This window comes from Bacteroides faecis, from assembly GCF_020091505.1.
GTDB classification, from domain to species: Bacteria; Bacteroidota; Bacteroidia; order Bacteroidales; family Bacteroidaceae; genus Bacteroides; species Bacteroides faecis.
Genome location: NZ_CP081916.1, coordinates 763,824 through 789,932, shown reverse-complemented (window position 1 = coordinate 789,932; position 26,109 = coordinate 763,824). Strand labels below are relative to the sequence as shown.

The 26,109-nt window shown below is 44.4% G+C and carries 17 protein-coding genes and 2 pseudogenes; 3 read left to right on the top strand and 16 right to left on the bottom strand.

Translation table 11 applies throughout. The features are described 5' to 3' along the window. Window positions 1-46: 46 nt before the first annotated feature. Window positions 47-1,177 carry a non-hydrolyzing UDP-N-acetylglucosamine 2-epimerase gene (gene wecB / locus K6V30_RS03655; protein WP_022301230.1) on the top strand — a complete coding sequence of 377 codons (1,131 nt, stop codon included), beginning with the start codon at window positions 47-49 and terminating at the stop codon, window positions 1,175-1,177. 103 nt (window positions 1,178-1,280) lie between these two features. On the opposite strand, the gene K6V30_RS03650 is transcribed toward wecB, so the two are convergent. The 7 genes from K6V30_RS03650 to K6V30_RS03620 form a co-directional block, all read right to left on the bottom strand. Further along, a complete protein-coding gene (locus K6V30_RS03650; RefSeq protein WP_055271458.1) occupies window positions 1,281-1,505 on the bottom strand; it encodes a hypothetical protein in 225 nt (74 codons plus the stop codon). 110 nt (window positions 1,506-1,615) lie between these two features. After that, the gene (locus K6V30_RS03645; protein WP_224207255.1) at window positions 1,616-2,200 is read right to left on the bottom strand and encodes a transposase; all 585 of its coding nucleotides are present in this window, start codon (window positions 2,198-2,200) and stop codon (window positions 1,616-1,618) included. Window positions 2,201-2,859: 659 nt separating this feature from the next. After that, a complete protein-coding gene (locus tag K6V30_RS03640) occupies window positions 2,860-5,196 on the bottom strand; it encodes a right-handed parallel beta-helix repeat-containing protein (RefSeq protein ID WP_224207254.1) in 2,337 nt (778 codons plus the stop codon). A 256-nt stretch (window positions 5,197-5,452) separates the two neighbouring features. Then, window positions 5,453-7,120 carry a RagB/SusD family nutrient uptake outer membrane protein gene (locus tag K6V30_RS03635; RefSeq protein ID WP_010535753.1) on the bottom strand — a complete coding sequence of 556 codons (1,668 nt, stop codon included), beginning with the start codon at window positions 7,118-7,120 and terminating at the stop codon, window positions 5,453-5,455. Between the two features lie 18 nt (window positions 7,121-7,138). Then, window positions 7,139-10,471 (bottom strand): TonB-dependent receptor, encoded by a 3,333-nt coding sequence (locus K6V30_RS03630; protein ID WP_224207253.1) that lies wholly within the window; start codon window positions 10,469-10,471, stop codon window positions 7,139-7,141. 313 nt (window positions 10,472-10,784) lie between these two features. Next, entirely contained in the window at window positions 10,785-11,804 is a 1,020-nt protein-coding gene (locus tag K6V30_RS03625; RefSeq protein ID WP_022301651.1) for a FecR family protein, read from the bottom strand. A 63-nt stretch (window positions 11,805-11,867) separates the two neighbouring features. Next, window positions 11,868-12,455 (bottom strand): RNA polymerase sigma-70 factor, encoded by a 588-nt coding sequence (locus tag K6V30_RS03620; RefSeq protein WP_022301652.1) that lies wholly within the window; start codon window positions 12,453-12,455, stop codon window positions 11,868-11,870. A gap of 680 nt (window positions 12,456-13,135) precedes the next feature. Here K6V30_RS03620 and K6V30_RS03615 point away from each other — a divergent pair. Beyond that, complete coding sequence (locus K6V30_RS03615) at window positions 13,136-13,705, top strand: transposase (protein ID WP_224207252.1); 570 nt, start codon at window positions 13,136-13,138, stop codon at window positions 13,703-13,705. 27 nt (window positions 13,706-13,732) lie between these two features. On the opposite strand, the gene K6V30_RS03610 is transcribed toward K6V30_RS03615, so the two are convergent. The 3 genes and pseudogenes from K6V30_RS03610 to K6V30_RS03600 all read right to left on the bottom strand — a co-directional run. After that, on the bottom strand, window positions 13,733-13,945 hold the full coding sequence (locus K6V30_RS03610) for a hypothetical protein (protein WP_141758156.1): 213 nt from the start codon (window positions 13,943-13,945) through the stop codon (window positions 13,733-13,735). A gap of 1,060 nt (window positions 13,946-15,005) precedes the next feature. Further along, window positions 15,006-15,755 (bottom strand): annotated as a pseudogene (locus K6V30_RS03605) (TolC family protein); the annotation flags it as partial. Next, window positions 15,741-16,685 (bottom strand): annotated as a pseudogene (locus tag K6V30_RS03600) (efflux RND transporter periplasmic adaptor subunit); the annotation flags it as partial. The pseudogenes K6V30_RS03600 and K6V30_RS03605, both read right to left, overlap by 15 nt. 223 nt (window positions 16,686-16,908) lie before the next feature. Here K6V30_RS03600 and K6V30_RS03595 point away from each other — a divergent pair. Further along, on the top strand, window positions 16,909-17,823 hold the full coding sequence (locus tag K6V30_RS03595) for a helix-turn-helix domain-containing protein (protein WP_055270957.1): 915 nt from the start codon (window positions 16,909-16,911) through the stop codon (window positions 17,821-17,823). Between the two features lie 65 nt (window positions 17,824-17,888). On the opposite strand, the gene K6V30_RS03590 is transcribed toward K6V30_RS03595, so the two are convergent. From K6V30_RS03590 to metG, 6 genes are all read right to left on the bottom strand, one after another. Beyond that, window positions 17,889-19,091 (bottom strand): glycosyltransferase family 4 protein, encoded by a 1,203-nt coding sequence (locus tag K6V30_RS03590; protein ID WP_022300816.1) that lies wholly within the window; start codon window positions 19,089-19,091, stop codon window positions 17,889-17,891. Then, window positions 19,088-20,221, bottom strand: coding sequence for a glycosyltransferase (locus K6V30_RS03585; RefSeq protein WP_055270936.1), 1,134 nt, complete (start codon window positions 20,219-20,221; stop codon window positions 19,088-19,090). The genes K6V30_RS03590 and K6V30_RS03585 overlap by 4 nt, the downstream gene beginning before the upstream one ends. Next, on the bottom strand, window positions 20,218-21,390 hold the full coding sequence (locus K6V30_RS03580) for a glycosyltransferase family 4 protein (RefSeq protein WP_055270934.1): 1,173 nt from the start codon (window positions 21,388-21,390) through the stop codon (window positions 20,218-20,220). Before K6V30_RS03580 ends, K6V30_RS03585 begins: the two co-directional genes overlap by 4 nt. Next, window positions 21,378-22,406 carry a hypothetical protein gene (locus K6V30_RS03575; protein ID WP_055270932.1) on the bottom strand — a complete coding sequence of 343 codons (1,029 nt, stop codon included), beginning with the start codon at window positions 22,404-22,406 and terminating at the stop codon, window positions 21,378-21,380. The genes K6V30_RS03580 and K6V30_RS03575 overlap by 13 nt, the downstream gene beginning before the upstream one ends. Beyond that, on the bottom strand, window positions 22,403-23,851 hold the full coding sequence (locus K6V30_RS03570) for a lipopolysaccharide biosynthesis protein (protein WP_055270930.1): 1,449 nt from the start codon (window positions 23,849-23,851) through the stop codon (window positions 22,403-22,405). The genes K6V30_RS03575 and K6V30_RS03570 overlap by 4 nt, the downstream gene beginning before the upstream one ends. A 188-nt stretch (window positions 23,852-24,039) precedes the next feature. Continuing rightward, window positions 24,040-26,079, bottom strand: coding sequence for a methionine--tRNA ligase (gene metG / locus K6V30_RS03565; protein ID WP_055270928.1), 2,040 nt, complete (start codon window positions 26,077-26,079; stop codon window positions 24,040-24,042). Between the last annotated feature and the right edge of the window lie 30 nt (window positions 26,080-26,109).

The following is a 26,109-nucleotide window of genomic DNA, read 5'->3' as shown; positions in this document are numbered from 1 at the left end:
GGTAGTTTAATTGCGAAGAGGTTATATAACTCTATAAATAAAGCAGATGAAAAAGATATTGCTCGTTTTCGGTACTCGTCCTGAAGCGATTAAGATGGCTCCGCTTGTAAAAGCATTCCAGAAAGATACGGAACATTTTGAAACGCGGGTTTGCGTCACGGCACAGCACCGGCAAATGTTGGATCAGGTATTGGAAGTGTTTGGCATCACTCCCGAATATGATTTGAATATCATGGCTCCCAATCAGGACTTGTATGATATTACCGCTAAAGTGTTGATGGGATTGCGGGAAGTGTTGAAAGACTTCCGTCCCGATACTGTATTGGTGCACGGGGATACGACGACTTCGATGGCTGCTTCGCTTGCGGCGTTCTATATGCAGATTCCTGTGGGACACGTAGAGGCCGGATTGCGTACTTATAATATGCTGTCTCCCTGGCCGGAAGAAATGAACCGTCAGGTGACAGACCGTATCTGTACCTACTACTTTGCACCGACTGAACAGTCCAAAAAGAATCTGCTGCAAGAAAATATAGATGAAAAGAAAATATTCATTACCGGAAATACGGTGATTGATGCTCTGCTGATGGCGGTTGATATTATTTCTTCCACTCCCGGAATGGAAGAGAAGATAGCGAAAGAATTTCAGGAGAAAGGCTACACTGTAGGCAACCGTGAGTATATCCTCGTCACCGGCCATCGCCGTGAGAACTTCGGAGAAGGTTTCCTGCATATCTGCAAAGCGATTAAGGAATTGGCGGCTCTGCATCCGGATATGGATATTGTCTACCCCGTTCACTTGAATCCTAACGTACAGAAGCCTGTGTATGAATTGTTGTCGGGAGTGGATAATGTCTATCTGATTTCTCCTTTGGATTATCTGCCTTTTATCTATGCCATGCAACATTCTACTTTGCTACTGACGGATAGCGGTGGTGTGCAGGAGGAAGCTCCTTCACTGGGAAAGCCGGTATTGGTGATGCGTGATACAACGGAACGTCCGGAAGCTGTCGAAGCGGGTACAGTCAAACTGGTCGGTACGGACGCTGAGGCTATTGTAAGTAATGTCACTGCCCTGTTGCAAGATAAAGAAATGTATAAGCGAATGTCTGAAACGCATAACCCTTATGGTGACGGACAGGCTTGTGAAAGAATAATGGTTGCACTCAGATGTTAACATCTGAGTGTCAGGTATTAACGTTTGATATGACAGGTCTTAATATCTGAGGAGTCAGATATTAAGACTTGAGAAGCTGGTTAGCAATGCTTGTTATAACATGTTATAATGCTTGAAACGAGGCATAAGAAACACTGTTATGAGATACAGAGCCATCACTACAATCCCTATTATTGTTGTTTTTCTTGTTCCCCTCTTTCACCTTTCTTTGAAGTACCGATGGATACAATAGTATAGAGTGAACCTTTTCTGCTTTTTCCCATTTTTCAGCATTCATCGTTTTCTCCTTATGGAAATATTTTATTTCACTAGAAACTACTTTATTCATCAGTATTTTGAAAGAAAGGTGAAGGAGATGGAAATAAAAGAGCTATTACGTCATGAGCCATTCATGGATGATAATTGGAATAAAATAGAAGAATTTATTAATAATCCGAATCAGTATTTGATTCCTTTGTTAAAAATTAGAGTAATTAATGCAATGGCAATTTTTCCCATCGTATGTAGCAGCAGTCCCGATGTAGATCTGACTTTCATCGCTCTTTGAATATTTGTTTTTTCATTCAACCAGTTGAATAATGATTCAATGGGTTGTCTGACTTTTGAGACTGCCGTTGAAAACAAGTCTCTTGCCGCTTTCTCCCTTTTTGTTATTTCAGGTGATTCTCCTTTGATAGCTTTTACAGGAGTAAATAGCTCGAGTTTTTGAGATTCTTTCGTCTCTTTATAGAATGGTATATCCGAATATATTTTATCGGCATATATTTCTCTATTGTTCAGATTTCCCACACATTCTCTTTTGAATACAGTGGAGTCATTTTCATCAGCAGCGGAAAGTATGAGCATTTCAGGAAAAGGTATAGTTCCTTTTCTACGGAAAGCCACTGCATGGAGTTTTAGTCCGAAATAATACATGTTCTTTGTCGAACAATATCCTTTGGAAGTAATCTCAGTGGCGACCTTTCCTACTGTGTTCTTTCCCGCGCAAGTAATGATAGGCATCGAGTCAACTAATGATTTCATACTGTCACAATCTTGAGGTTTGAATGAATGGATTAACTGCCTGACGAGTTCGCTGATTGCTTCCGGCATCAAATTCAATCTATAATTGAATACTTGGTAAGAAGGCAAGTCAGGGAACCATGAAAGCAGGTATTCCTTGGTAAAGGTATGTATATCTTTGATTTTAAAGTATTGCTGATAAGCTCCGCAGAACAGACATACAGTAAGCAGTTCCTCATCGGTAAAGATTGGATGGTGGTTATTACTGAACCTCTGGCAGTAGAACTTGAGTGAAGACTCGTAAACATCCGCAGATATACATATATATTTTTATAAGTTTGAATTCTTTCTCCTTGGGAATCATAATTAGAACAATGAGTGGTTTTATTCTTATAATATGCTGATTTTCAATGAGATTAAAAAACTAATTAATGAGATAGGTAACTGAATAATAACATTTTAACAAGCGAAAAAGTAGATGATTATCAACTGCTGATTCGCATCATTAATGATTGTTTACTATAAATACGCACAAATATACTTAAAATGTTGAGTTATAGGAAGGGGAAAACTAAAAAATATGCACACACCCATTTCTCCATAGATATCTTTATGTAATTCCTGATACCGCTTTTCGTCAGGGATTACATAAAGATTACTTGCCGGATAGAAAAAAACGGTTAATCCAAAACTAAAGAGATCTTCAGCTTCTGTTGGTTTCTAAAACATTCCAATAGCAATGTCTTTTTCCATTTATATTTATTAGTCAATCGCATCAATGTTTCTACAGAATCAATATCTTCTCCGTAAATTGAATAGATCACGTCATTTTCTTTCAATCCCGCATCCTGCATATTGACGGCATTATCCATTTTTAATACAATACATCCTTTTTCATCAGGCAGGCCATAAGCTGAACGGTCTCCTAAACCACTGACCAATCGGACTTCCGCTTTTTCCCACAAATAGGTCTGATTGGTATTGGAGGAATCCGAAACAAGCAGTTCGGAAAGTTCGGGCTTTTCAGCCTTCCGTTTCAAACGGGGGGAATACACTCCGAAACCATTCTGGGGAATATTCTCAAAACCAATCTCAAAAGCTTGGGAAGTATCCGGTAGAGTCAAATTATAATGTTGATAATCGACAAAATGGAGTATTCCGCTTGTGCTATGTGCGTCGGTATCATCCTTTTGCACTTGTTTCAAAGCATTCTTCGAAGAGAAAAAGTTATAATCCACCATCTTCCCCCAACTTTTCAGCTCAATGGGAAGATAGGCTTGCGTGAACACGTTGCGCCGGATGATATCACCACAATTCTGAAACCATAAATGGGGATGCAGGGTATTGTTTATCAGGATATTATTCTCCACGATGCGGTTGAAACCTTCGCGTAGTTTGATTCCTCCACGCAAACAGACATTCCCGTATATATGATAGTTCGAACTGCCATCATCCAAATCTATATCCCAGCCGTGGTCGCAACGGAACCTGTTGTAACGGATATAAGTAGTGAAAAGGGCATCCAGTAAAACCAGTTCGGGATGCTCTGCAACCATAAGACTCATTTTTTCATAGGAGGGATGCCAGAAACGGTCTCTTCCCCACGAATTGAACGCCCCGTGGTCACTCGTTTCCAATATAGTGGCAAACGCATCGTTATATTCGATGACATGTCCTCCGAACGAGCCGTCTCCGATATTGATAGCAGCCCTCGGAACCCGGTATATGGTATTGTGGCGTACGTTGATTTCTCTTGCCACTTGAATCTGAATGCCCGCCACCTGCTTCTCCACTAGTCCGATATCATGGATAAGATTGTCTTCCACAATACACCGGCGGGGATAAAGTTCATTTTTCGGGCCGGGTATTTTGTCCATCAACTCATAAGGAACGGACTGCTCATATTTAAACACTCCCGAACGTACGGCGGAAGTATCTCCCACGATACATATTGCGCTCGCACCAATCTGATGGATATAGTTTCCCTTGACAACACAACCGTCGATGTGGCGGCTAAGAAAAATGGCGTTACCGCCCAAACCGGTAAATTCGCAATCCTCGATGCGGCAACGCTCCGCATTTTCTATAAAAACGGCTGCTCCCCGATAAATAGCCCAGTCACTGCGCAACAACGGCTCATAGTCCGCCATGAAAGTACGGGAGGTTTGGCTAAAGCAAATTCCTCTTACCGTCACGTCACTGGCCCGGTCATTTTCAATCCCTTTAATCTCAATCAGACTTGGGATCTCAGCTATTTCAAATATCTCATTATCTATATTTTCATCTGGATATGGATAGTAGTACAAATATCCGGCTTTTCCATCCAGAAACCACTCGCCTGGTGCATCAAGCTCCTCATATATATTTTCCACAAACCGGTATTTGTCATGCATATTGGACGGACGGTTATTCTGATATCCGCCCTCAAAAAGAACACTTTTGTCGTCTTTTCCTGTAATTACATAATGCATATCCCCCCAGTCCCTGGCATGCAGCGCATGGATAAAACCGCCTCCGGGAGATTTCCATCTCTTTACACGGGCTGGTGCAAGCGCATCGGCAGCCGTTCCATTGAAGATAGTGCCTTCTTCAAAGTTGGGGTAACGGGCAAGAATCCTTTTTTCTCCGCCCACAAACAACTGGTCACCCTTATCGGCTTCTGTCTTGCTTTTCCATATTCCGTTTTTCTGCTTCACCCATTTGAGGGAAAGTTTCCTGGCTCCGCTTAAAACAACCGGTTCGTTATTATAAGCTGACAGCGTAAGTCTCTTATTCTTCCACTCGCCGGCATCAACAACCAGGGGAGTGTCCAGATAATACTTTCCTTCCCGAATATAGATATGGATTTCACGCTCAGCGGAAGCCTTTCCTCTTTCGAGAGCTTCATGGATATGTAACAAAGGGCTGTTCAATGAACCGTCGGCCGAGTCATTTCCGCCGTGAGAGACAAAATAAGTTTGTTGCCCCATCGCGAAAGTCGCCATAAAAGGTAGGAATGCCAGTAATTTAGTCTTCATAAGTCGAAATAATTGGTTGAGGATATAGAACAAAAGTATCACTTTTAAATGATACCCTTGTCTTTTTTTATCAGAAAAAATCAAGTTTCGCAAGTATTCCGCATAGTTTCTCCTCCTTCTGGAAGGAGGAGAAACTGTAGGGGAGGTGGTAGGTGAAAAAAAAGAGTTTACCTTATTCCCACAGGCATATCCCTTGAATATACCTACCACGAATCCCTGATATGGAATAGGGGGGGTGCGAAACTTGAATTAAAAACTAATTCCAACCCGGATTTTGCTCGTAATGACACCGGTCTTTCTCGTCGGTCGGAAGCGGGTACAAATACGATTTATCATTCCATTTCCTGGTAGTGGCGATGCTTGGATAAACAATGATATAATAGTCATCGTCCACAGCGATGTTATTCAAGGAAGAAGGGTCAGCATATTGGGAACGCAACTCATCAGTCAGTTTCATACCGCGTATTGTCTTCACGCCTTCAATCAGTTTGCCCGCTTTCCAACGGATAATGTCATTGAAGCGGAATCCTTCACCGACTAGCTCAATCCGACGCTCGCGGCGAATCTCATACAGCAGCGGAGCCACAGTGTAGCCGTAATTCACAGCATTGGGGTCTGCATCTGGATTCGTTGTGAGATGTGGCATCCCGACACGGTCCCGGATCAGGTTGATGGATTTATCCAATTCTGCTATTGTCAGGCTTCCTGTCAGTTCATATTTCGCTTCGGCGTAGTTCAACAACACTTCGGCATAGCGGAAGATGAAGAGATCCAAATCACTCTTATCGGCGTTGAATTGAGCAAGATCACTGGAACGTCCCTTGATGTTCCAGTATCCTGTGGAGGTTCTGGAGGTACCAATGGCAGGCAGATTTACTGCTAAATCCGGAAGCGTCATGATAAATCCCGGAGTCGCTATAGTTTGCGTATAACGCGGGTCTCTGCCTTCGCACTCTTTTGCGGGAGTCGAGTCGTCATAAGGATGGCTGGTAAGTCCGATAGGTTTCCCGTCGTCCAAAAACAGATAGCTGTCCACGAAGTCTTTGCTCATGCCGGTATTGTTTTCGCTGGCTTGACGGGTATAATTATGGGTATTCTTATCCGTAATGTATGCCCTGTAGAAAATAGCTTCGGGGTTCGACCTCAGGTCTTTCTGGATGAACAGGTTCCTGTAATCCTCGTCTGTATTTCCGGTGGAGTAAATGTCGTATCCTGCGTCCATTAATTCCTCAGATGCTTTCACGCAGGCATCAAGATATGTATCGGCGCCTTCTATGTTGCGGTATTTCCTGTAAGTTCCTTCCCATAAGCAAATGCGTGACATCAACGCGCGGGCTGCATCCTTATGCAAACGTCCGGCTGCCGCCTGGTTTTTCTCGGGAAGGTTGGCGACGGCGAATTTCAGGTCTTCCAATACCACCTCATCCATTACTTTCTCCCGTTTTTCCCGCGGACCGTACAACTCTTCCGAGTTGTCATCCAACGCTTTGAGAAGTAACGGCACATCACCGAAATTAACGACTTTATACCAATAGAACAAAGCCCGGAAGAAGCGAACTTCTCCGGCATACCGTTCTTTGAACGAGGTCTCCGCTCTTGAATAGTGTTCTAAAAAGTAATTACAACTACGGATGTTAGCCCAGTCGCCTGAAGCCCAACCCCCTCCGCTCCCGGGAACAGTATACGTTCCGGCAAGGAATGTGTTGATATTCTGAGGGACCATATTATCGGAATTGTTGTCATTATCCATTCGCTGTACGGGTAAACTGCCATAGAACTGATTGGCATAATAGATCAGGTCGTTCTCCGTTTTAAAGAAGGTCGGCTCGCTGAACGAATCCTTAGGGAAACGATCCAGATAATCGTTGCAACTAACCGTCAACAACGTTACCGCCACCAAAATCGATTGTATAAGGTATTTCATTTTTCTCATTTTTTTAGGTTATAAACTAACTTGTACGCCGAAGGAGAACGCCCTGTCTAACGGATAGTCTCCCTTCCTGTCTGGTTGTTCGGGATCGTATGACTTGATCATCTTCGTGAACTCGAACAGGTTTTGTCCTGTGAAGTAGAACCGCAGGCTGTTGATTCTCACTTTGCTCAGCAATGCTTTCGGGATGCTGTAACCTAAGGTTAATTGCTTCATACGCATATAAGCGCCGTTCTGCAAATACTTGGTCTGGCTTTGGAAGTTTCCTCCTCCTCCGAAACGTTGTCTCGGATAATAGGCATTCGGGTTGTCGGGTGTCCAGTAATCCAACTGTTCTGTGGTCGGTGTTCTCCATTCATCGGTAAATCCCCAGAAATAAGCTCCGCCTAACATGAGATCTCTTTTACCTACCCCCTGCATCAAACAAGAGAAGTCGAAGTTCTTGTATTCGGCACTCAAGCTGATACCATAGTTATAGCGTGCGGTATTGTTACCGATGATTTTTCGGTCGCCCGGGTCCTGTAACTTGCTATGCCCTTTGCTGATGATATCCTTTCCATCTGCTGTCTTGTCACCGTTCAGATTCTTATATCGGACATCACCGGCCAGCCATTTGCCACCCCAGATATCACTGTTGTCCACGCCTGCGGCTTCCTCGTCTGTAGAGTAGAATCCGTCGGTTACAAATCCCCAGATTTCACCAATCTTTTCGCCTACATAATGGTCGCCGATATTACCGTCTGGATTCAGGTCATACTTCGTGATTTTCGCCTGACTGTCTGACAAGTTGAATCCTACACGGTAGGTGAAGTCTTTTCCGATACGGTCGTTCCAACTCACTTCAAACTCGAATCCTTTCGTCCGCAGATCCGCAGCGTTTCTATTGGGCGAACCTGTTCCTAAGATTGCCGGTAGCTTGAATCCGCCTACAATCATATCTTTGGTATCTCGGATGTAATAATCGAAACTACCGGACAGGCGGTTGCGCAATAAGGTAAAGTCGAACCCGATATTCTTTGTTTGCACTTTCTCCCATGTAAAGTTCGGGCTGACCAACCCCGGGGCGTTCACAAAGAGTTGAGACTCGTTTCCAAAAAGATAGCCGGTTTTTCCGTACCCCATCGTCGCTAAGTAGGGATAGTTACCATAATTGCTATTTAACTGCTGATTCGGAAGCTGACCGTAGGAGAGACGGATTTTGAGATTATCGATCACTGAACGCAAAGGTTGGAAGAACTTCTCCTCCGAAATACGGTATCCTACCGAAACGGATGGGCTGAATACATATCGGTTGTCCCGGGCGAAACGTGAGGACCCATCGTAACGTCCGTTGAATTCAATCAGGTATTTCTGGTCGTATACATAATTTAACCGGAAAAAGACTCCAATCAATGCCCAATCCCCTATGCTGCTCGAAACGCTTGGCTTATCGTCGTTGTTCAGCCGGATGTAGGGATAGTCTTGGTTTACCAGATTTTTAACACCTGCGCTGAACGACTCGTTCCGTTTGCTTTCCTGGTTAAAACCAACCATCCCCTTCACATAATGTTTTTGGGCCAAAGTGTTTTCGTATTGCGCATAGATGTTTGTGGCTTGGTAGACATCGTGGCTACTACTTTCGGATACTGACGCCGGTGAGGTGTACGGATACTTGCCTGTGGCATTCGCCTGCTCCGGATCGGTAATGTCTGCTCCCGCGGCAGGTGCTCCGTACTGATCGAATTCTTTCTGATTGAATTTGCTATTGTAGCGGTAGGAGTTCCAGGTGTAATCGCCGACAATACTGAGACCTTTGAATGGACGGAGGGTGAATCCTCCTGTCATCCAGATGTCATCTGAATTGTAGGTGCTTCGTCCGCCAAGGGTAGCAATCGCCAAAGGGTTGCTATTTCCGCCCTGTCCGGAGAAATGTCCGTCTGGGAAATAAACCGGTTGCATCGGTTTCAAGTCGTCAGAGAAGGTGTCGATTGTATTGGTGCCCCACAGTTTAATAGGCTGATCGTCTTCCTTCCGGTTCAGTGACATTTTCATGTTGATTTCCAGCCAACTGGTGACTTCTGTATCCAAGTTCAAGGTGGCGTTGTAACGTTTGAACTCTTGCTTGATATAGTCGGGCATCAATCCGTTTTGCTTGAAAGCTGAGAACGAGGCCATATAAGTCGTCTTCTCGGTGCCTCCGTTTATGGATAGATTGTGTTGTTGTTGTGGGGCGGTGCCGGGATACATCTCCTTTGTCCAGTTCGTGTTCCCGCAATATCTATATTGGTTCGGATTGTTCGGGTCGACATAAACTGCATTCTCCAGAGTCGGGTTCGCCATGTAATTTTTGATCTTCTCGATGTCCAGATCCGTATAGGTTTCGCTTCCGGCAGGTCCTCCCGATAGTCTTCCGCTTTCGGCGGCCGCGCGATACATATCCACGAATTGCAGAGAGTTGACAAGATCGGGAAGGCGGGTCGGTCTCGTGATGGAGTAGTCGTAGGAGTAATTGAATCGCATCGGGGCATTCTTTTTCCCCTTTTTCGTAGTGATTAAAACGACGCCATAGGCTGCACGTCCCCCATAAATAGCAGCCGAGGAGGCATCCTTCAAGACTGTTACCGACTCCACGTCACTTGGATTAATCTGGTTAGGGTCCATTTGAACCCCGTCAACCAAGACCAACGGACCACCGCCGCTCAAGGAGGTATAACCGCGGACGTTGTAGGAGGAGGTGCTACCCGGCCGGCCACCACCATTATTCGTTATCTGAAGGTTCGGGATCAAACCTTGCAATCCTTGCCCCAAATTGGTAAGGGGGCGACTTTCCAGAACTTTCGAATCGATGCTTGAAATGGCGCCTGTAAGATTGACCTTCTTCTGCGTACCATATCCTACGATGACAATCTCTTCCAATGTCTTGCTGTCTTCCTGCATGGTGACATTGATTATTTTGTTATTGCCTATTTTTACAGTCTGAGGCATATAACCCACATAAGAAAATAGAAGGGATTTCCCTACCGGAACGTCCAAGCTGAAATTTCCGTCTATATCTGAAATCATACCTATTGTAGTTCCTTGGACTGTCACGTTTACTCCTATCAGCGCTTCTCCATTATTGTCCGTGATTGTACCTTTTATCGTTTGAAGCTTTCCATTCTCTTGAACTTTCTGCTTATTCTCCTGAGCGGGCATAAGAATTATTTTCTTATTTTCTACCACCCACTTGCTACCCGGCAAAATTTTCTTGAGAATGGCACTGATAGGCTCGTTTTCTACGTTAATCGAGATTTTTTTGTTTACGTCACAATCCGCGTCTTTATAAAAAAAAGTATATTCGCTCTTTTGTTCAATAGTTTTCAACACTTCTTTCAGAGTTTTCTGATTAGCTTTTAAACTAATCCGGGTCGTTTGGGCTAAAAGGCTCCCACTGACAAGCAAAAGTATTACAGGAAATACTAGTTTTAGCAAATGAATATTTCTTCCTGTTAAGAAAGAGGATGAAATATTCCTCCATTCAAATTTATTCATACCTTTGTAATAGATTTAATGTTAATTATTTCGCTTCCGGCTAGAAGCGTGATTAATGAAATCGGAAATAGGTAGATGGGCAAACATTTACCTATTTTTTTCTTTTGTTTCTACATAGTTTTTCTGATTTAAAGGGTTAATACTTACTTTATTTTACTGAGACAATGTTTAAAACATTATCTTTCCAATAATATCGTACAGGGATAATTAATGTCATCGCTTTCAATATTTCATCCAAATCTTCGCCCTTATGAAGAGTGAATGACATGGATAAGTTTTGTCCGATAGAGGAATCACATTCTATATCAATCGAATACCATTTTTTTAGATTCATAACGATATCTGCCAATTTTGCATTATCGAAAGTCAATTCATTCTGTATCCAACTGATATAATTCTCTGCATCTACTTTTTTTACAACAGTCTGCTTGTTGCTTTTGTCATATCTAATCAATTCTCCGGGCTCCAACACTAATGGAACGGGTATTTCTGAACCTGTAACCTTGATTCGACCTTCTGCCAACACAGCTTCCACGCCTTTCTTGTCGGGATAATTCTCTACAGAAAAATGAGTACCCAATACTTCAATATCCATATCTCCGGCATGTACGTGGAAGGGCTTGTTCACATCATGACTTACTTCAAAATATGCTTCTCCTTCTAAACTGATTTCACGTGAAGATTCAGAAAAAGTAGTCGGATATTCGAGTTTTGAATTTGAATTCAGCCAGACAATAGTGCTATCCGGTAAAACAAAACGTCTCTTACTCCCTGAATCGGTTATCAAGTGATTCAAAATGAGAATATCTTTTTTTGTCACATTCCTACCGATATGGTAGAACGTTATTCCTATTATAAATAGTAACGTAAAGAACGCCGCTACTCTTGCTGTCTTATAAAAATTATAGGGAGAGACTATATTTATTTTTTTTTCTGATTCTTTTCCTTTTATCCGTTTCTCCAAGCGCTTGAGTGCCTTTTCCATATCAGAATGAACGGATGAATTTGATTGGCTTGCGAACCATACATCACGAAACTCAGAGTAACTATGCAGATTTTTATCTGACTCCTTTAGCCATGTAAGCAACTGTTCTTTATCGGAATCCGTAGCAGTTCCGTCTAAGTAACGTATAATTATTTCATCAATATTTAATTTGTTGTTTATCATATGTACAATTGCTCTATATTAGTTACACGAATAAAACCGGAAATACCCTCCTCAAAAACGGATTTATTTTGAGAAAAAATCCATGAAGAAAGAAAAAATAAGTAAAAAAGACAATAACTCTTTATATATTAAACATTCCTTCAAACCTTTGAGTACCCTGGAAAGGTACTTTTCCACCGTTTTTTGAGAAAGTTCTAATTGCCTGGCTATCTCTTTAATCTTTAGCCCATGATAACGGCTCAATACAAAAACTTTTCTCACATTTTCAGGCTGCCCTTTTAAATAATTGACTATTTCCTGTTGAATTTCTTTTGCGAAAAGAGTTTCTTCATGATTTTCATTTGAATGATGCGAAAGCTCAAGCCGGGCTATTATAGTGTCTAAGGATTCTTCTTCTGTACATTTTTTACTTTTCAGATAATCTAAGGATTTATTATATATGGCTCTGAAAAGATAGGGTTTTAGTTCACTGTCAAAGTCTATATTATTACGGTTATTCCACAATGACATGAACACATCCTGTACAATATCTTCTGCTAAACAGAAATCGTTAACCAATCGAAATGCATAAGAGCGTAGCATGCTATAATATGATCGAAATAAGTTTTCAATCATTCTCCAATCTGAATCATATCTTTCGCTCTTGTCCATTATGGTATAGTTTATATTGCAAAATTTAACACTGCAAATTAATGAAATATAAATAGAAATTTTATGAAATTATAATAAATGACTAATAATATAACATAATTTTATGTTTGAATATTTAAATGCGCTTAAATCTCTTACCTTTATATAGACAAACTTTTGTTCATGCAAATAGTAACTTGTTCATATTATTAATAAATGATGCGAATCAGCAGTTGATAATCATCTACTTTTTCGCTTGTTAAAATGTTATTATTCAGTTACCTATCTCATTAATTAGTTTTTTAATCTCATTGAAAATCAGCATATTATAAGAATAAAACCACTCATTGTTCTAATTATGATTCCCAAGGAGAAAGAATTCAAACTTATAAAAATATATATGTATATCTGCGGATGTTTACGAGTCTTCACTCAAGTTCTACTGCCAGAGGTTCAGTAATAACCACCATCCAATCTTTACCGATGAGGAACTGCTTACTGTATGTCTGTTCTGCGGAGCTTATCAGCAATACTTTAAAATCAAAGATATACATACCTTTACCAAGGAATACCTGCTTTCATGGTTCCCTGACTTGCCTTCTTACCAAGTATTCAATTATAGATTGAATTTGATGCCGGAAGCAATCAGCGAACTCGTCAGGCAGTTAATCCATTCATTCAAACCTCAAGATTGTGACAGTATGAAATCATTAGTTGACTCGATGCCTATCATTACTTGCGCGGGAAAGAACACAGTAGGAAAGGTCGCCACTGAGATTACTTCCAAAGGATATTGTTCGACAAAGAACATGTATTATTTCGGACTAAAACTCCATGCAGTGGCTTTCCGTAGAAAAGGAACTATACCTTTTCCTGAAATGCTCATACTTTCCGCTGCTGATGAAAATGACTCCACTGTATTCAAAAGAGAATGTGTGGGAAATCTGAACAATAGAGAAATATATGCCGATAAAATATATTCGGATATACCATTCTATAAAGAGACGAAAGAATCTCAAAAACTCGAGCTATTTACTCCTGTAAAAGCTATCAAAGGAGAATCACCTGAAATAACAAAAAGGGAGAAAGCGGCAAGAGACTTGTTTTCAACGGCAGTCTCAAAAGTCAGACAACCCATTGAATCATTATTCAACTGGTTGAATGAAAAAACAAATATTCAAAGAGCGATGAAAGTCAGATCTACATCGGGACTGCTGCTACATACGATGGGAAAAATTGCCATTGCATTAATTACTCTAATTTTTAACTAAGGAATCAAATACTGATTCGGATAAATATTAAATTATGTGTTTTAAGAATCCGTTTAAAGATAAAGATGATATCTGTTTTTTTGCTGCTATAATTTGCACTGCTATAGCGAATGGGGTAGCAGTTGGATTACCTAAAAGTAATATTCTAGGTTTGACTGCAATATTAGCATTTGCTTTAAATATGTTTATAACGAAAAGAGGCATAAAAGGTATACCTCTGATTATATTAGCTATTATCATTATCTATTTTTATTTAATTAAATAAAAAGCGAACAGATTTGAGGCAAATTCGGTACGGAAAAGAATATATTTAGGCACGGATTACACGGATTAACACGGTTGTTTTACGTAATCATAGCACTAAAACCGTGAAATCCGTGTAATCCGTGCCTAATTCTCAATTTATAATTTTGTTCATTTCCGTGCGGAAAGAAACAAACTGAAAACAACCGGAGCTTCGGATTGATCTCCTATTTCATATAGAAATCAGCGGGACTGAGTAACTTCTACATAAAAGTTTTAGGGCATTCTATTGTCATCTGTCAGACTTTAGTGGTTAAAATATTGTAATACAGTTATTTGTGTCATGACAATAAGCCTGATAATAAGGCTGACAATAGAAAACAGGTGTTTTATTGTCAGCCCATTACCCAAAGATAAATCCTGCGATTTAAATATCCTCTCTTTCTCTTTGCATTTTTTGAGCGCTCACTTTGCTTATGACAACTAATCAAAGTCGTTGTGCCATACCGGTAAAACAGTTGTGCCAACGTAGTGACACAACCGTGCCAATACGGTGGCACAGCTGTGCCAAGCCTTTGGCACAACCGTTTCCAATAGAAGAAACAACAGTTCCAAGCAAGGAAACGACAATTCCATAAACACGAAACAACAGCTTTCTACAGATGAGCAAGTAAAAACATCCACCCTGTCATTTATCCTCTTCAAGATTCGCAAGAATAAGGGAACTCATTGATGCATCCTATCAGAATTGAAAAAAGAGGCTGACAATAAAACGCCTGTTTTTCTATTGTCAGCCTTATTATCAGGCTTATTGTCATGACACAAATAACTGTATTGCAGCATTTTAATCACTAAAACCTGACAGATGACAATAGAATCTGCTTAATTTTCAAATGCATATATCCCCATAATAGATGTTTTAACTTCTAATTTGTAACTTTTTCTATGATGACTAATCTTAAGAATCTCCAATATCAAAATTGGGCTGCCAAAGAATCCCTTCTTCGGCAGCCCTTCTTCATTGAGAATCAAAAAAACAGAGAGAGTAAGATATACTTTATTCCTGACCTCCCCCTAGAGCACGGTATAGGTTAATTAGACTTTGTATTTCGGTAAAATGATTGGCTGTCTGTGACAGTTGTGCACTGAGCAATGACTGTCGGGCAGTAAGTACTTCCAGATAAGTCGTATTGCTATGTTCCATCAACAGGGAAGTGCTTCGCACCGCTGTTTTCAGAGAAGCGACCTGTTTGTCCAGCAAGATTCTTTTCCCTTGGCTGGTCTGATAGGCTGTCAGCGCATCATTCACTTCACTGCCGGCATTGAGCAGCGTTTGCTGGAAGCCGAGGGCAGCTTCTTCCTGCTGTGCACGGGCAATGCGGTACTGGGCCACCACTTGTCCTCTGTTGAAGAGCGGCTGTGTGAGCGAACCCACTGCTGATGCTACAAACTTGCCCGGATTGAGAATCATAGACCCTACAGAATTCGTCCATCCGGCACTCCCGCTCAGGGCGATGGAAGGATAGAAAGCCGAACGTGCCGCATTGGTACCATAGAACGCTGCTTCCAGTGTCCGTTCAGCTGTGCGGACATCGGGGCGGGAAGAAAGCATCCGGACCGGAATCCCTATGGCAAAATCTGTGGGAAACTGTTGCTCCGCCAGCGTTCCGCGTTCGTAGTTGCGGGGTGTCTCTGCCAGCAATAAAGCGAGACTGTTTTCTACCTGATTGATCTGCTGCTGTAAGTCGAGGACGGAACTCTGAACCTGATAATAGGTCGCTTCCATCTGCGATACAGCCGATTCATGTATCCGCACGGTGGCTGTCTGCGGAATGGCGATACAGTCTTTATAGATGTTGGGCACTACTACCGTACCCGATGCTCCGCTGTGGAGTAACCGCGATTCGTTGGGAAATACCACGCGGGCTACTACGGTGCCCGTCTGTCGGTCGATGACTCCACTGATGGACTCGATGATTCCTTTCTTATTATAAACCGAATTGTCGTTCAGAAGCAGTTCCACTTCCGGCATGTTCTTTAGCGCTTCGTCCATGTCGCCGTACTAACGGGTCAGGGCAAGCAGCTGGTTCTCGGTCATGGAGAAATAGACGTACATGTCCGAATTGTCGCTGACCGTAGTGAGCGGATAAGGCAGGTTGGCACTGACCAATGCACCTGCACGGTAAGGCAATGCACCTACGACTCCGTCACTGGGACTTTTCACTTCGGTATAAGAGAGGTTGTTGCGTGCACTTATTTCCTGAGCTTCCGCTTGTGCCAGTTGCGCCTTGGCGGTGAGATAAGAATTTTCGGCTGTCTTCAGGCTGAATTCCGAAACCACTTTTTGCGCATACAGTTCTTTGTTGCTTTGGTACGTCAGTTCGGCTGTGCTCATTGCAGCGCGTGCCGCTTCCACATTGGCGGTAGCGGTTTTGAGTGCAGCCCTGTAAGGCACCTGGTCGATGATGAAAAGCGGCTGTCCCCGGCGTACTTTCTGCCCTTCGGTCACACAGAGTTTCTCGATTGTTCCCGATACCTGCGGGTAGATGTCAATATCCTGCCGTCCGCGTATGCTCGCCGAATAGGAGGAAGAAAGTTCTTTGTCCGCTGTCTCTATCCGCATTACTGCATAAGAAGATTTCACTCCTGCATCCGGTGCCTGCTTGCAAGATGCCATCCACACTGTACAACCGACAATCCCTATCAGCCGTATCCATTTTTTGTTCACTGTAATCATACTTACTCTTTTTGTCTTTTATTAAAATCGGAACAAAAGTAGGAGAAAAGAACAAGGCAATGATGCTCGATTTTCCTCTATAAATGTCCCGTTTTCGTGGTTTATGCTTATTTTAGCTAACTATTTGCAGATAAAAGACATATCAAACAATTATAAAGGGATTTGGGACATTCTGTTTTCCCTATTATTTACCAACTTTGCAGAAAGTAAAAAAGGAGAGTATATGGAAAAAGAGAACATTGTGACCGTGGATATTGAAGACTTTAAGAACAGCCAGCATGTCCTTGATTATATAGATGATGACTTTGCGATCATCAACAGTCTGGATGGAATCCCTCATAGTAATGAGACAATCAGGCTGAACTGTTTTCTCATTGCTATCTGTGTGGAAGGGTGCCTTCAGCTGGACATCAACTACCGGACTTATAAGTTGCAGGCGGGTGACTTGCTGCTCGGTCTTCCGAATACGGTTATCAGTCATACGATGCTGAGTCCTAAATATAAGGTGAGGCTTGCAGGTTTCTCTACCCGCTTTCTGCAACGTATTATTAAGATGGAAAAGAAAACGTGGAATACTGCCGCTCATATCCACAACAATCCGGTAAAGTCTGTAGGTAAAGGGGAGGAGGACGATTCCGTTTTCGGATGCTACCGCGATTTAATTGTGGCGAAGATAAACGATGAACATCACCACTATCACAGGGAGGTGATGCAATATCTCTTTTCCGCTCTCTTTTGCGAGATGATGGGGCAGCTTCATAAGGAATTCGAGTGTTCCGAGAAGGCGGAGCATTCGAAAGAAGGGATCAAGCAGGTAAATTGTATCATGCGGAAATTCATGGAACTGTTATCGGAAGACAAGGGCATGCACCGCTCAGTGAGCTATTATGCCGACGTGCTGTGCTATACTCCGAAGCATTTTTCGAAAGTCATCAAGCAGGCGTGTGGCAGAACTCCGCTGGACTTGATTAATGAAACGACCATTGAGCATATCAAGTACCGGCTAAAGCGTTCGGAGAAGTCCATCAAGGAAATAGCGGAAGAATTCAATTTCCCCAACCAGTCCTTTTTCGGTAAGTACGTAAAGACGCATCTGGGAACCTCTCCGGCTCATTACCGGAATGCGAAAGAGGAATGAGGCAGCTCAATTGTACGGATGAAGCCCGATTGTACGGATACAGCCAAGACCGGGAAATGAGTCTGTTATTGGGAAATGATCTCCTGAAAAGCTTTCAGGTAGCGTTTGCTGACCGTTTCCATATTAATCTTTTCCCGGATGATCCGTTCCGATTCTTTTCCCATTTCTCTGCAACGTTCGGGAGATTCGAACATCTCTCTGATTCTTTCTGCCAGGCTGTCGGCATCTCCGTCCTTAAAGAAGTATCCGTTTCTGCCTTCCATGACCAGGTCGCGTTCCGTGCTGTCGCATACGGCACAAAGAACAGGCATCCCGTACGTCATGGCGTCATTGATCGAAAGTCCTCCCATACCCGCCAGCACATAGATACTCGATTCGTTCATATAAGCTCCCAGCATCTTCGGATCGTAGACGGCTCCGATAAAGCGGATACGGTCTGCCAATTGCAAGTCGCTTGCCTGTTGCTTGAGGCGGTCCAGTTCCGGTCCGTCGCCTACGATCACCAATTCCGCTTCCGGATAGTCGGCTGCTACTTTCCGGAAAGCCTCTATCAATAAATCCACCCGTTTCCATTTTACCAGCCGTCCGATGTGCAGCAGGCGGCGGTCGCACGGCGGAAGGATGGAGGGAGAAGCCAGTACGGATTCTTTTTCTTTGAGAAGCGCATCCGTATCGGTCGAATTGTAGGTGACGTGTATCTGTTCTTTCTTTACTCCGTAAGAAGGAAGGATATCGTAGGCGGCTGTCGAGTAGTTCAGCGTTCCGGCAGCCTTGGCGTAGCAGTACTTACGTATCTGGGTCGTTACCCATTGTCTCAGATAAAATCCGGTACCCTTGCTGAGCAGACGCATACCTTCGTCGTGCATCGGGTTGGCCTTGAAATATTCCCTGATCTTTCCGTAAGGCGGAGTCTGGAAGGGGATTTCGCGAATCACCAGTCTGGCGTTGCAAGACTTGATCGCTTTTCTCAGTGCAGGCTGGAAGAAAACTTGCAGGAAGTAGGGCCATCCTACCACTACTATATCCGGTTTTTCTTCCGCAATGATTTCGGGGAGTGCGGGAAAAGCGCTTTTTCCGTAGAACAACTTCTTTTCCGGCGTTGTCAGATGCTTGTAGGCGCCTCCTTCTACCATTTTCACCCCTTTGCCAATCGTTGTGTTTCCTTTTTGGGGGCTGACGACGGTTATTTCGATTCCTTTTGCCTGTAGTCTGTTGAGCATGGCATTCAGGTAGTGGGGGATTCCTCCGAATGTAAAAAGTACTTTCATTGTATATGCTTGCTGATTTGATTAAAACATGTGATTAGTTTCTCCACAGTGTGTTCGTGGGCGTATCGGTCGAAAGCGTGGAGGGGTGTCTTTGCTTCGCTACACAGCGAACGGATAGCTGCGCTGCATTCTCCGGCATTGTCTTCTCCGGTGGTCTGGCCTGTGCCGTACTGTTCCACTCTTTGTCCCATGCAGAAGCCACGGCTGACGATGACCGGTTTGCGGAAGGCGGCTGCTTTGGTCAGCAGGTTACTGCTGCCGGTGAACTGCTTGTATGCGGCAAAGATAAGATCGCTCTCCGCTATCAGGGCATTGAAGCAGCTTTCATCGGGAATCTTCTCTAAAGAAAACAGACAATTACTTCTTGACTTTTCAAAAGTCTGCAGATCGTTTTCCTGTTGTGCGGTGAGAGAGGATTTTCCGGCAATCAGGAAGAAGTAGTCTTCTTCGGGCAGTAAAGGGATGCTTTCCAGCAACAGCTTTATTCCCTTGCGGAAATTGATTGAACCGAGCAATGATACGACTTTCCTTCCTTGAGCCTTCTCTTTCAGTTCTTGTAGCAACGGGTAAGTGGTGGCGGGAGCCGAAAGATCGGCAAAGTCAGGAAACAGCAGAATGTTGTCCTGAAATGCTTTCAGGTCTTTTGCCGAGTATTCGTTCAGTATACCTGTCCCCACGCAATTCTTGCTGCGCAGGAAAGGCCGTGTATCGGGCATCCCCGGCTGGTAGGGCGGCAGGGCTGACTGAACAAGCAGCCCGCTCCACTGGTAAGGCAACAGAAGATTGAATAGCCATAATGGAGCCAGGGTAGGCAACATATCGTCGAGGCAGGCGAAGAATACCAGATCGGGATGCTGCCGTTTAAGGCTCCGGCGCAGCCTGTATAAGTTTTGCAAACGAATCATTGCATTACGCAATACAACCAGCTTCTTCTGCAACGGTTTCCCGGCAGGAAGCGGCAGCAGCGGATGCGCCGAAATGGGCTGAAAGGTGACCGTAGCCTGTATATGTTTCCCGTCGGGAGCGATGAGCGACGTTTCGTTACCCATGCCGGCCCAAGTGTGGGCAAACTGTTTATAGTACGTCTCCCGATGGCCTGATACTGAACAATCAATGACGCTAACTTTCATGATTTCAATGCTTCTGAATAAACTTGCAGTAACTTCTGTCCCGCCAACTGAAAATCGAAACGGTTGACAATGGACTGACGGATTTTCTTTTTGTCGAACTGCTCATAGGTATCGTACAATGCTTTCATTTTCCCGGCGAGAGCCTCCACATCTCCCGGCTGAATGAGGAAACCGCTTTCGGGAGTGATAATATCTTCCGGTCCTCCGCATTCGGTGCCGATAGCTGGCAGACCTGTTGCCATCGCTTCGATAAAGACAATGCCGAACGTCTCTGCATAGGAGGCCAGTACAAAAGCGTCGCAAGTGCCCAGCAGTTCGGACAGCTCTTCCCGTGACAGGCGACCGGTCAGCTTTACCTGCCCTTGCAACTGAAGGGACTGAATCTGCTCCGTGAGTGACTGCATTTCTTCTCCGTCTCCGGCAATAAGCAAAGAGACATGCGGCATTTCTTTGAATGTCCGGTGAAAGGCAACCAGCAAATCCCGGAATCCTTTCCGTTTATTCAGGTTTCCGGTACTGATGAAGGTGAAATGCTTCTCTTTCTCCGTCTGATGGAGGCTGAACTTGAAGGTGCTCGTATCTACAAAGTTGGGTATAACCGTCACTTTATCCAGGTCGTTGATATAAGGGTAGAGGCTTCGTTTCAGTTTTGTGCCGACGCAGATAATCTTTCGTGCTTCGCTGTATGACTTCTTTAAGATCACTGCCTGCGACGGAGTTGTCTGATTACCATTAATGGAAGATGCGTGCTCCGTGATGACGTAGGGAATCTTGTACCATTTGTAAATCAGCCGGGCGGTATACCCCGCCCACGTGGCAAAATGTGCGTGAATCAGGTCGGGACGCCCCTGTGTGCGGATGTATTTCCGTACTAGCAGGACGGTCAGTAATGACCAGATGATTCCTCCTGTACGGGTACTTAGCTTCGGGTTCCAGGCATGCATGCGCATGGTGACGAAACTGCCGTTATCTTCCGCCGAAATCTGAAAATGGCTTTCTTTGCGGAACCGTTTCCATGTGAAGTTTTTCAGGGGTCTTTGCTCTGTAAAGGCAAGCCCTGTCTTGCAGCCCGATTTAACCAGTTGCATAGCCTGCTCGAAGAACATATATCCCCGGTGTGGAGAGGAATCCTTCTCAGGATAGTACATAGGAAGTATCAGTATATGCATTTGTCTTTTATTTTTAGAAGAAGAATGGTGTAGAAGTCACGGATACGTTTCCCCAGAGTAACGGTGGGCACGCCGGTGTAAGCGGAAGCTTTCTTGCGGAATGCCTCTTCATCGTCGAAAGTAGGGTGGTTCACAAAGTGTTTGTACAGCAGATATAATCCCCTTTTTTTCTCATAGGGAAGGTGCCACACTGCCAGTTGCTCGTCTCCTTTTTCTACCGTATTGTATTTGGGATAGGTCCAGAGACGTTTGACGTATTGATTGGCGATATTATTGTGGATGTGGAGCTTTGTCGCCACTACGCTCAGGAAGTGGGCTTCCTCGTTCAGCTTGGGTCGGTTGGCGGCAAAGCGTTCGAGGTTGTAATTCCACAGGGCGGAATATGCTTCATTGATTTGTGCCACTACATCTCCCCGCAGCGAGATAAATTCTCCTCCGTAGTAATGGACAAGTTCCTCTTTTATTTCTGGATTCTTCGCTTCTCCGTAACAGTGGTTATAGATGTCCGTCATTTCCTTTAGCGTGATTCCGTTTACGCTGAGGTCCGGTCGGTCGGATGCGTCGTACAGGGCGGAGCCATGTTTCCGGGTATCGCTGAAAAGCTGCTCCAGCGGACGCATGCAGAGACAGTCCGCGTCGCAGACGAGCAATGTATCGTCTGCCTGCATTCTTTTCTCCATATAGCGCAGGATGTCATACAGGTAGAACTGATTTCTCCATGCTCCGTACCATCCCTCGGGCGGGATGCAGAGGTAGGGCAAACAGACGGTTTCAATCTGTAACTCCTTGAATAGCCGCTCCAGATAATCGGGAAACTGATCCAGATTGCTGAAGAAAAGCAGCTTGTCATTCGGATGATAATGCCTGAAGGTGGTGAAAAACGGTACTTGTATCTGCATATATATGGAATGGACGAGGGCGGAATCTCCCCGTTTGCCTGCCTGCGGATAGAAACTGGCATCTTCTTTGGATTCTTTGTAGAACCAGGTCGCTATGTAATTGGTAGGTGTCGTCATGATATCTTTTTCTTTTTAATGAACTGAATACATTCATTGAAAATGACTGATTGCATTTTCCACAAAACAAGTGCGTATAGAGAAGCCACGAAAACAACTTTGATGGCAAGTGACAGATACAGGCTGGTGATGCCCAGCGTAATGTAATGGGCGGCGATGGTCAGCGAAGCTGCCAGCAGAAAGTACGGAGCGATATCTTTCAGTATGCTCCACAGGGTCAGCGGAATTTCCCTTCGGGCAAAGAGGTACCAGACGAACATCCACAGGATATTGATAGCGACAAACAGATAAATCATGGTAGTGATGCCATAAGGATAGCTGATGCAGGCAGTGATCAGTTGCAGCACGCTTAGTGCGATACTGTTGAACATGAAGACGGAAGAACGTCCGCGGCTGACCAGTAATAAAGAGAACAGATTGTTGACCGGGATAAAAGCTCCCCATATACAGAGCAGCTGCATGATCCGGGCGGAAGCGAGCCATTTGTCCGTGATGGTAATCAGAATAAATTCTTTGGCAATAAGGCTGAGCCCGAACATGGCGGGGAAAGAGATAAAGGCTGTGAATCGCAGCATCTTATGGAATACAGCCGCCTGACGCTGCGGATCATTGGCTACACTTGCCAGTACAGGCTGGGTGACTCCGTTGATCATTCCGGTGATGAGGGCGTGCCCCTTATTGTTCCAGTTGTTGGCCTGGCTAAAGTCTCCGACCTCTTGCTTGGTATAGAACTTACCTAGCAGGACTGAGAACAGGTTTTGATTAATGATGATAAAGATTTGGGTAATCAGCATTTTGCTGCTGAATCCGAACATCTCTTTGATAGGCGAGAAGTCGATGCGGAAACTGGGTTTCCAGTGGGCAAAGTACCAGTTGAGCATAGTGCCTATGAGGACAAAAACCATCGTTTGTATCGCTATGCCCCAATAGGCAAATCCGTTCGCGGCAAGAATGATGGCGACCATTCCGGAGACGAACAGGCTTGAAAGGGAAATGATGGTATTTTCTTTCACTTTCAGGTTGCGGAAGAGGATAGCTCGCGGAGCAATTCCGAAACTGGCTATAAAAAAGCTGAGGAAAGAAAAACGGGCCAGTGACGTTAGCTCCGGGGTGTCGTAAAAGTCAGCAATCAGAGGAGCTGAAAAATAGAGCAGGACGTACAGGGTGGCGCCACAGGAGGTACTGAACCAGAATACAGCATTGTAGTCTTTATCGCTGACCTTCTCGCGGTTGGCCAGCGCTGCCACAAGACCGCTTTCCTGTAGAGCGGAAGCGATGGCAGGAAAGATGGCCAGCATGCCGATCATACCATAATCGGAACGGTCCAGTAATCTTCCCAGTACTATTCCGAAAAGAAGTCCTAATAGTTGCTGTATGCTGCTGCTAAGTCCTCCCCAAAATAGCCCTTTGGCTGTCTTTTGTTTCAGTGACTGTTCTTCACTCATATTATTATAATCGGTGAAGGAGGGTGTGCCAAAAGTTAGTAGCGACATTCCCAGTCGGGAATGACTAAAAAGTTGGTAGTATCTGAAACTCCCCTCCTTCCCGAAGGGAGGAGAGTTTAGTGACTACTGGTTTTTGACACATCCCATCCTTCCATTCCTCATTTGTTGATGGTGTATTAGCTTATCGCTTATTTTACTTCGCTACCCGGCTTCACCTCTTTCTGAGGCATGATCACTGCCAGGCTACCGTCGTTGTTTTCGGCACTCAGAATCATGCCTTCGCTGACGATACCTTTCAGCTTGCGCGGTGCGAGGTTGGCGATAAAGCAAACCTGTTTGCCTACCAGTTCTTCCGGCTGGTAATGCTTTGCGATACCCGATACGATGGTACGTGTTTCCAGTCCGTCGTCAATCTTGAATTGCAGCAGCTTGTCGGCTTTCGGCACTTTCTGGCATTCGAGGATGGTACCTACGCGGATATCCAGTTTCGTGAAGTCGTCAAATTCGATGTTCGGACGAATCGGATTTGCCTTGTAGTTGGCTTCTTCGTTGGCTTTCTTGGTATCGAGCAGTTTCTGTACCTGTGCTTCGATCACGCTGTCTTCTATTTTTTCAAACAGGAGTTCTGCCTTGTTCAGTTGATGGCCTATCGGTAGCAGGTCGTTTCTGCCCAGTTCTGCCCATTCGAAAGTTTCCATGTTCAGCATCTTGCGGAGTTTCTCCGAGCTGAAAGGCAGGAACGGTTCGAAAGCGATGGCGAGGTTGGCAACCAGTTGCAGCGAGATGTTCAGAATGGTACCTACACGTTCCATGTCGGTCTTAGCCAGTTTCCAAGGTTCGGTGTCGGCAAGGTACTTGTTGCCGATGCGTGCCAGATTCATCGCTTCTTTCTGCGCATCGCGGAATTTGAATACGTCGAGCAGTTTTTCTACTTCTGCTTTCACGTCGGCAAATTCTTTCAGCGTTTCTTTGTCGTACTCTGTCAAATTGCCTTGTGCGGGTACTTTGCTGTCGAAGTATTTCTGGGTCAGTACCATGGCACGGTTTACGAAGTTGCCGTATACGGCTACCAGTTCATTGTTGTTGCGTGCCTGGAAGTCTTTCCAGGTAAAGTCGTTGTCTTTCGTTTCCGGGGCATTGGCAGTCAGCACATAACGGAGCACGTCTTGCTTGCCGGGGAAGTCTTCCAGATATTCGTGCAACCATACTGCCCAGTTGCGGGAAGTCGAAATCTTGTCTCCTTCCAGATTCAGGAATTCGTTGCTCGGAACGTTGTCCGGCAGGATATAGCTGCCTTCTGCTTTCAGCATGGCAGGGAATACGATGCAGTGGAACACGATGTTGTCTTTTCCGATGAAATGGAGCAGGCGGGTTTCGGGATCTTTCCACCATGTTTCCCAACTGTCGGGAAGCAGTTCCTTTGTATTGGAGATATATCCGATAGGAGCATCGAACCATACATACAGCACTTTTCCTTCAGCGCCTTCAACGGGCACAGGAATACCCCAGTCGAGGTCGCGGCTTACGGCACGTGGCTGCAATCCCATATCGAGCCAGCTTTTGCACTGTCCGTATACGTTGGGACGCCATTCTTTGTGATCTTCCAGAATCCATTGGCGCAACCAGCCTTCGTGTTTGTCGAGAGGAAGATACCAGTGTTTGGTCTCCTTCATGACAGGCTTGCTGCCGCTGATGGCGCTTTTGGGGTTGATCAGGTCGGTGGGCGACAGGGAAGTTCCGCATTTCTCGCATTGGTCGCCATAAGCGCCTTCCGAATGGCAGTGAGGGCACTCTCCGGTGATATAGCGGTCGGCAAGGAACGTTTTCGCTTCTTCGTCGTAATATTGTTCGGAAGTTTTTTCGATAAACTCTCCTTTGTTGTATAATGTCTTAAAGAAATCCGAAGCCAGCTGATGGTGCGTCTTCGAGGTGGTGCGGCTGTATACGTCGAATGAAACGCCGAATTCTTCGAACGACTTCTTTATCAGATAGTGGTAACGGTCTACTACATCCTGCGGGGTGACTCCTTCTTTCTTTGCACGAATCGTGATGGGTACTCCGTGTTCGTCCGAACCTCCGATAAATAATACATCTTCTTTTTTCAGTCGCAGATAACGCACGTAGATATCTGCCGGTACATATACACCGGCCAGGTGACCGATATGTACAGGTCCGTTCGCATACGGCAGTGCCGATGTGACGGTGGTTCTCTTGAATTTCTTTTCCATTGATATAGAGTGATTTTATGATTTTACTGC

Bases quoted from the DNA above. Each gene is read 5' to 3' on its own strand.
- metG (WP_055270928.1), bottom strand. From the start codon at position 26,079: ATGGAAAAGAAATTCAAGAGAACCACCGTCACATCGGCACTGCCGTAT.
- K6V30_RS03590 (WP_022300816.1), bottom strand. From the start codon at position 19,091: ATGAAAGTACTTTTTACATTCGGAGGAATCCCCCACTACCTGAATGCC.
- K6V30_RS03645 (WP_224207255.1), bottom strand. From the start codon at position 2,200: ATGAAATCATTAGTTGACTCGATGCCTATCATTACTTGCGCGGGAAAG.
- K6V30_RS03615 (WP_224207252.1), top strand. From the start codon at position 13,136: ATGAAATCATTAGTTGACTCGATGCCTATCATTACTTGCGCGGGAAAG.
- K6V30_RS03625 (WP_022301651.1), bottom strand. From the start codon at position 11,804: ATGATAAACAACAAATTAAATATTGATGAAATAATTATACGTTACTTA.
- wecB (WP_022301230.1), top strand. From the start codon at position 47: ATGAAAAAGATATTGCTCGTTTTCGGTACTCGTCCTGAAGCGATTAAG.
- K6V30_RS03585 (WP_055270936.1), bottom strand. From the start codon at position 20,221: ATGAAAGTTAGCGTCATTGATTGTTCAGTATCAGGCCATCGGGAGACG.
- K6V30_RS03570 (WP_055270930.1), bottom strand. From the start codon at position 23,851: ATGAGTGAAGAACAGTCACTGAAACAAAAGACAGCCAAAGGGCTATTT.
- K6V30_RS03635 (WP_010535753.1), bottom strand. From the start codon at position 7,120: ATGAAATACCTTATACAATCGATTTTGGTGGCGGTAACGTTGTTGACG.
- K6V30_RS03610 (WP_141758156.1), bottom strand. From the start codon at position 13,945: ATGATAATAGCTAATATAATCAGAGGTATACCTTTTATGCCTCTTTTC.
- K6V30_RS03640 (WP_224207254.1), bottom strand. From the start codon at position 5,196: ATGAAGACTAAATTACTGGCATTCCTACCTTTTATGGCGACTTTCGCG.
- K6V30_RS03620 (WP_022301652.1), bottom strand. From the start codon at position 12,455: ATGGACAAGAGCGAAAGATATGATTCAGATTGGAGAATGATTGAAAAC.
- K6V30_RS03650 (WP_055271458.1), bottom strand. From the start codon at position 1,505: ATGAATAAAGTAGTTTCTAGTGAAATAAAATATTTCCATAAGGAGAAA.
- K6V30_RS03595 (WP_055270957.1), top strand. From the start codon at position 16,909: ATGGAAAAAGAGAACATTGTGACCGTGGATATTGAAGACTTTAAGAAC.
- K6V30_RS03575 (WP_055270932.1), bottom strand. From the start codon at position 22,406: ATGACGACACCTACCAATTACATAGCGACCTGGTTCTACAAAGAATCC.
- K6V30_RS03580 (WP_055270934.1), bottom strand. From the start codon at position 21,390: ATGCATATACTGATACTTCCTATGTACTATCCTGAGAAGGATTCCTCT.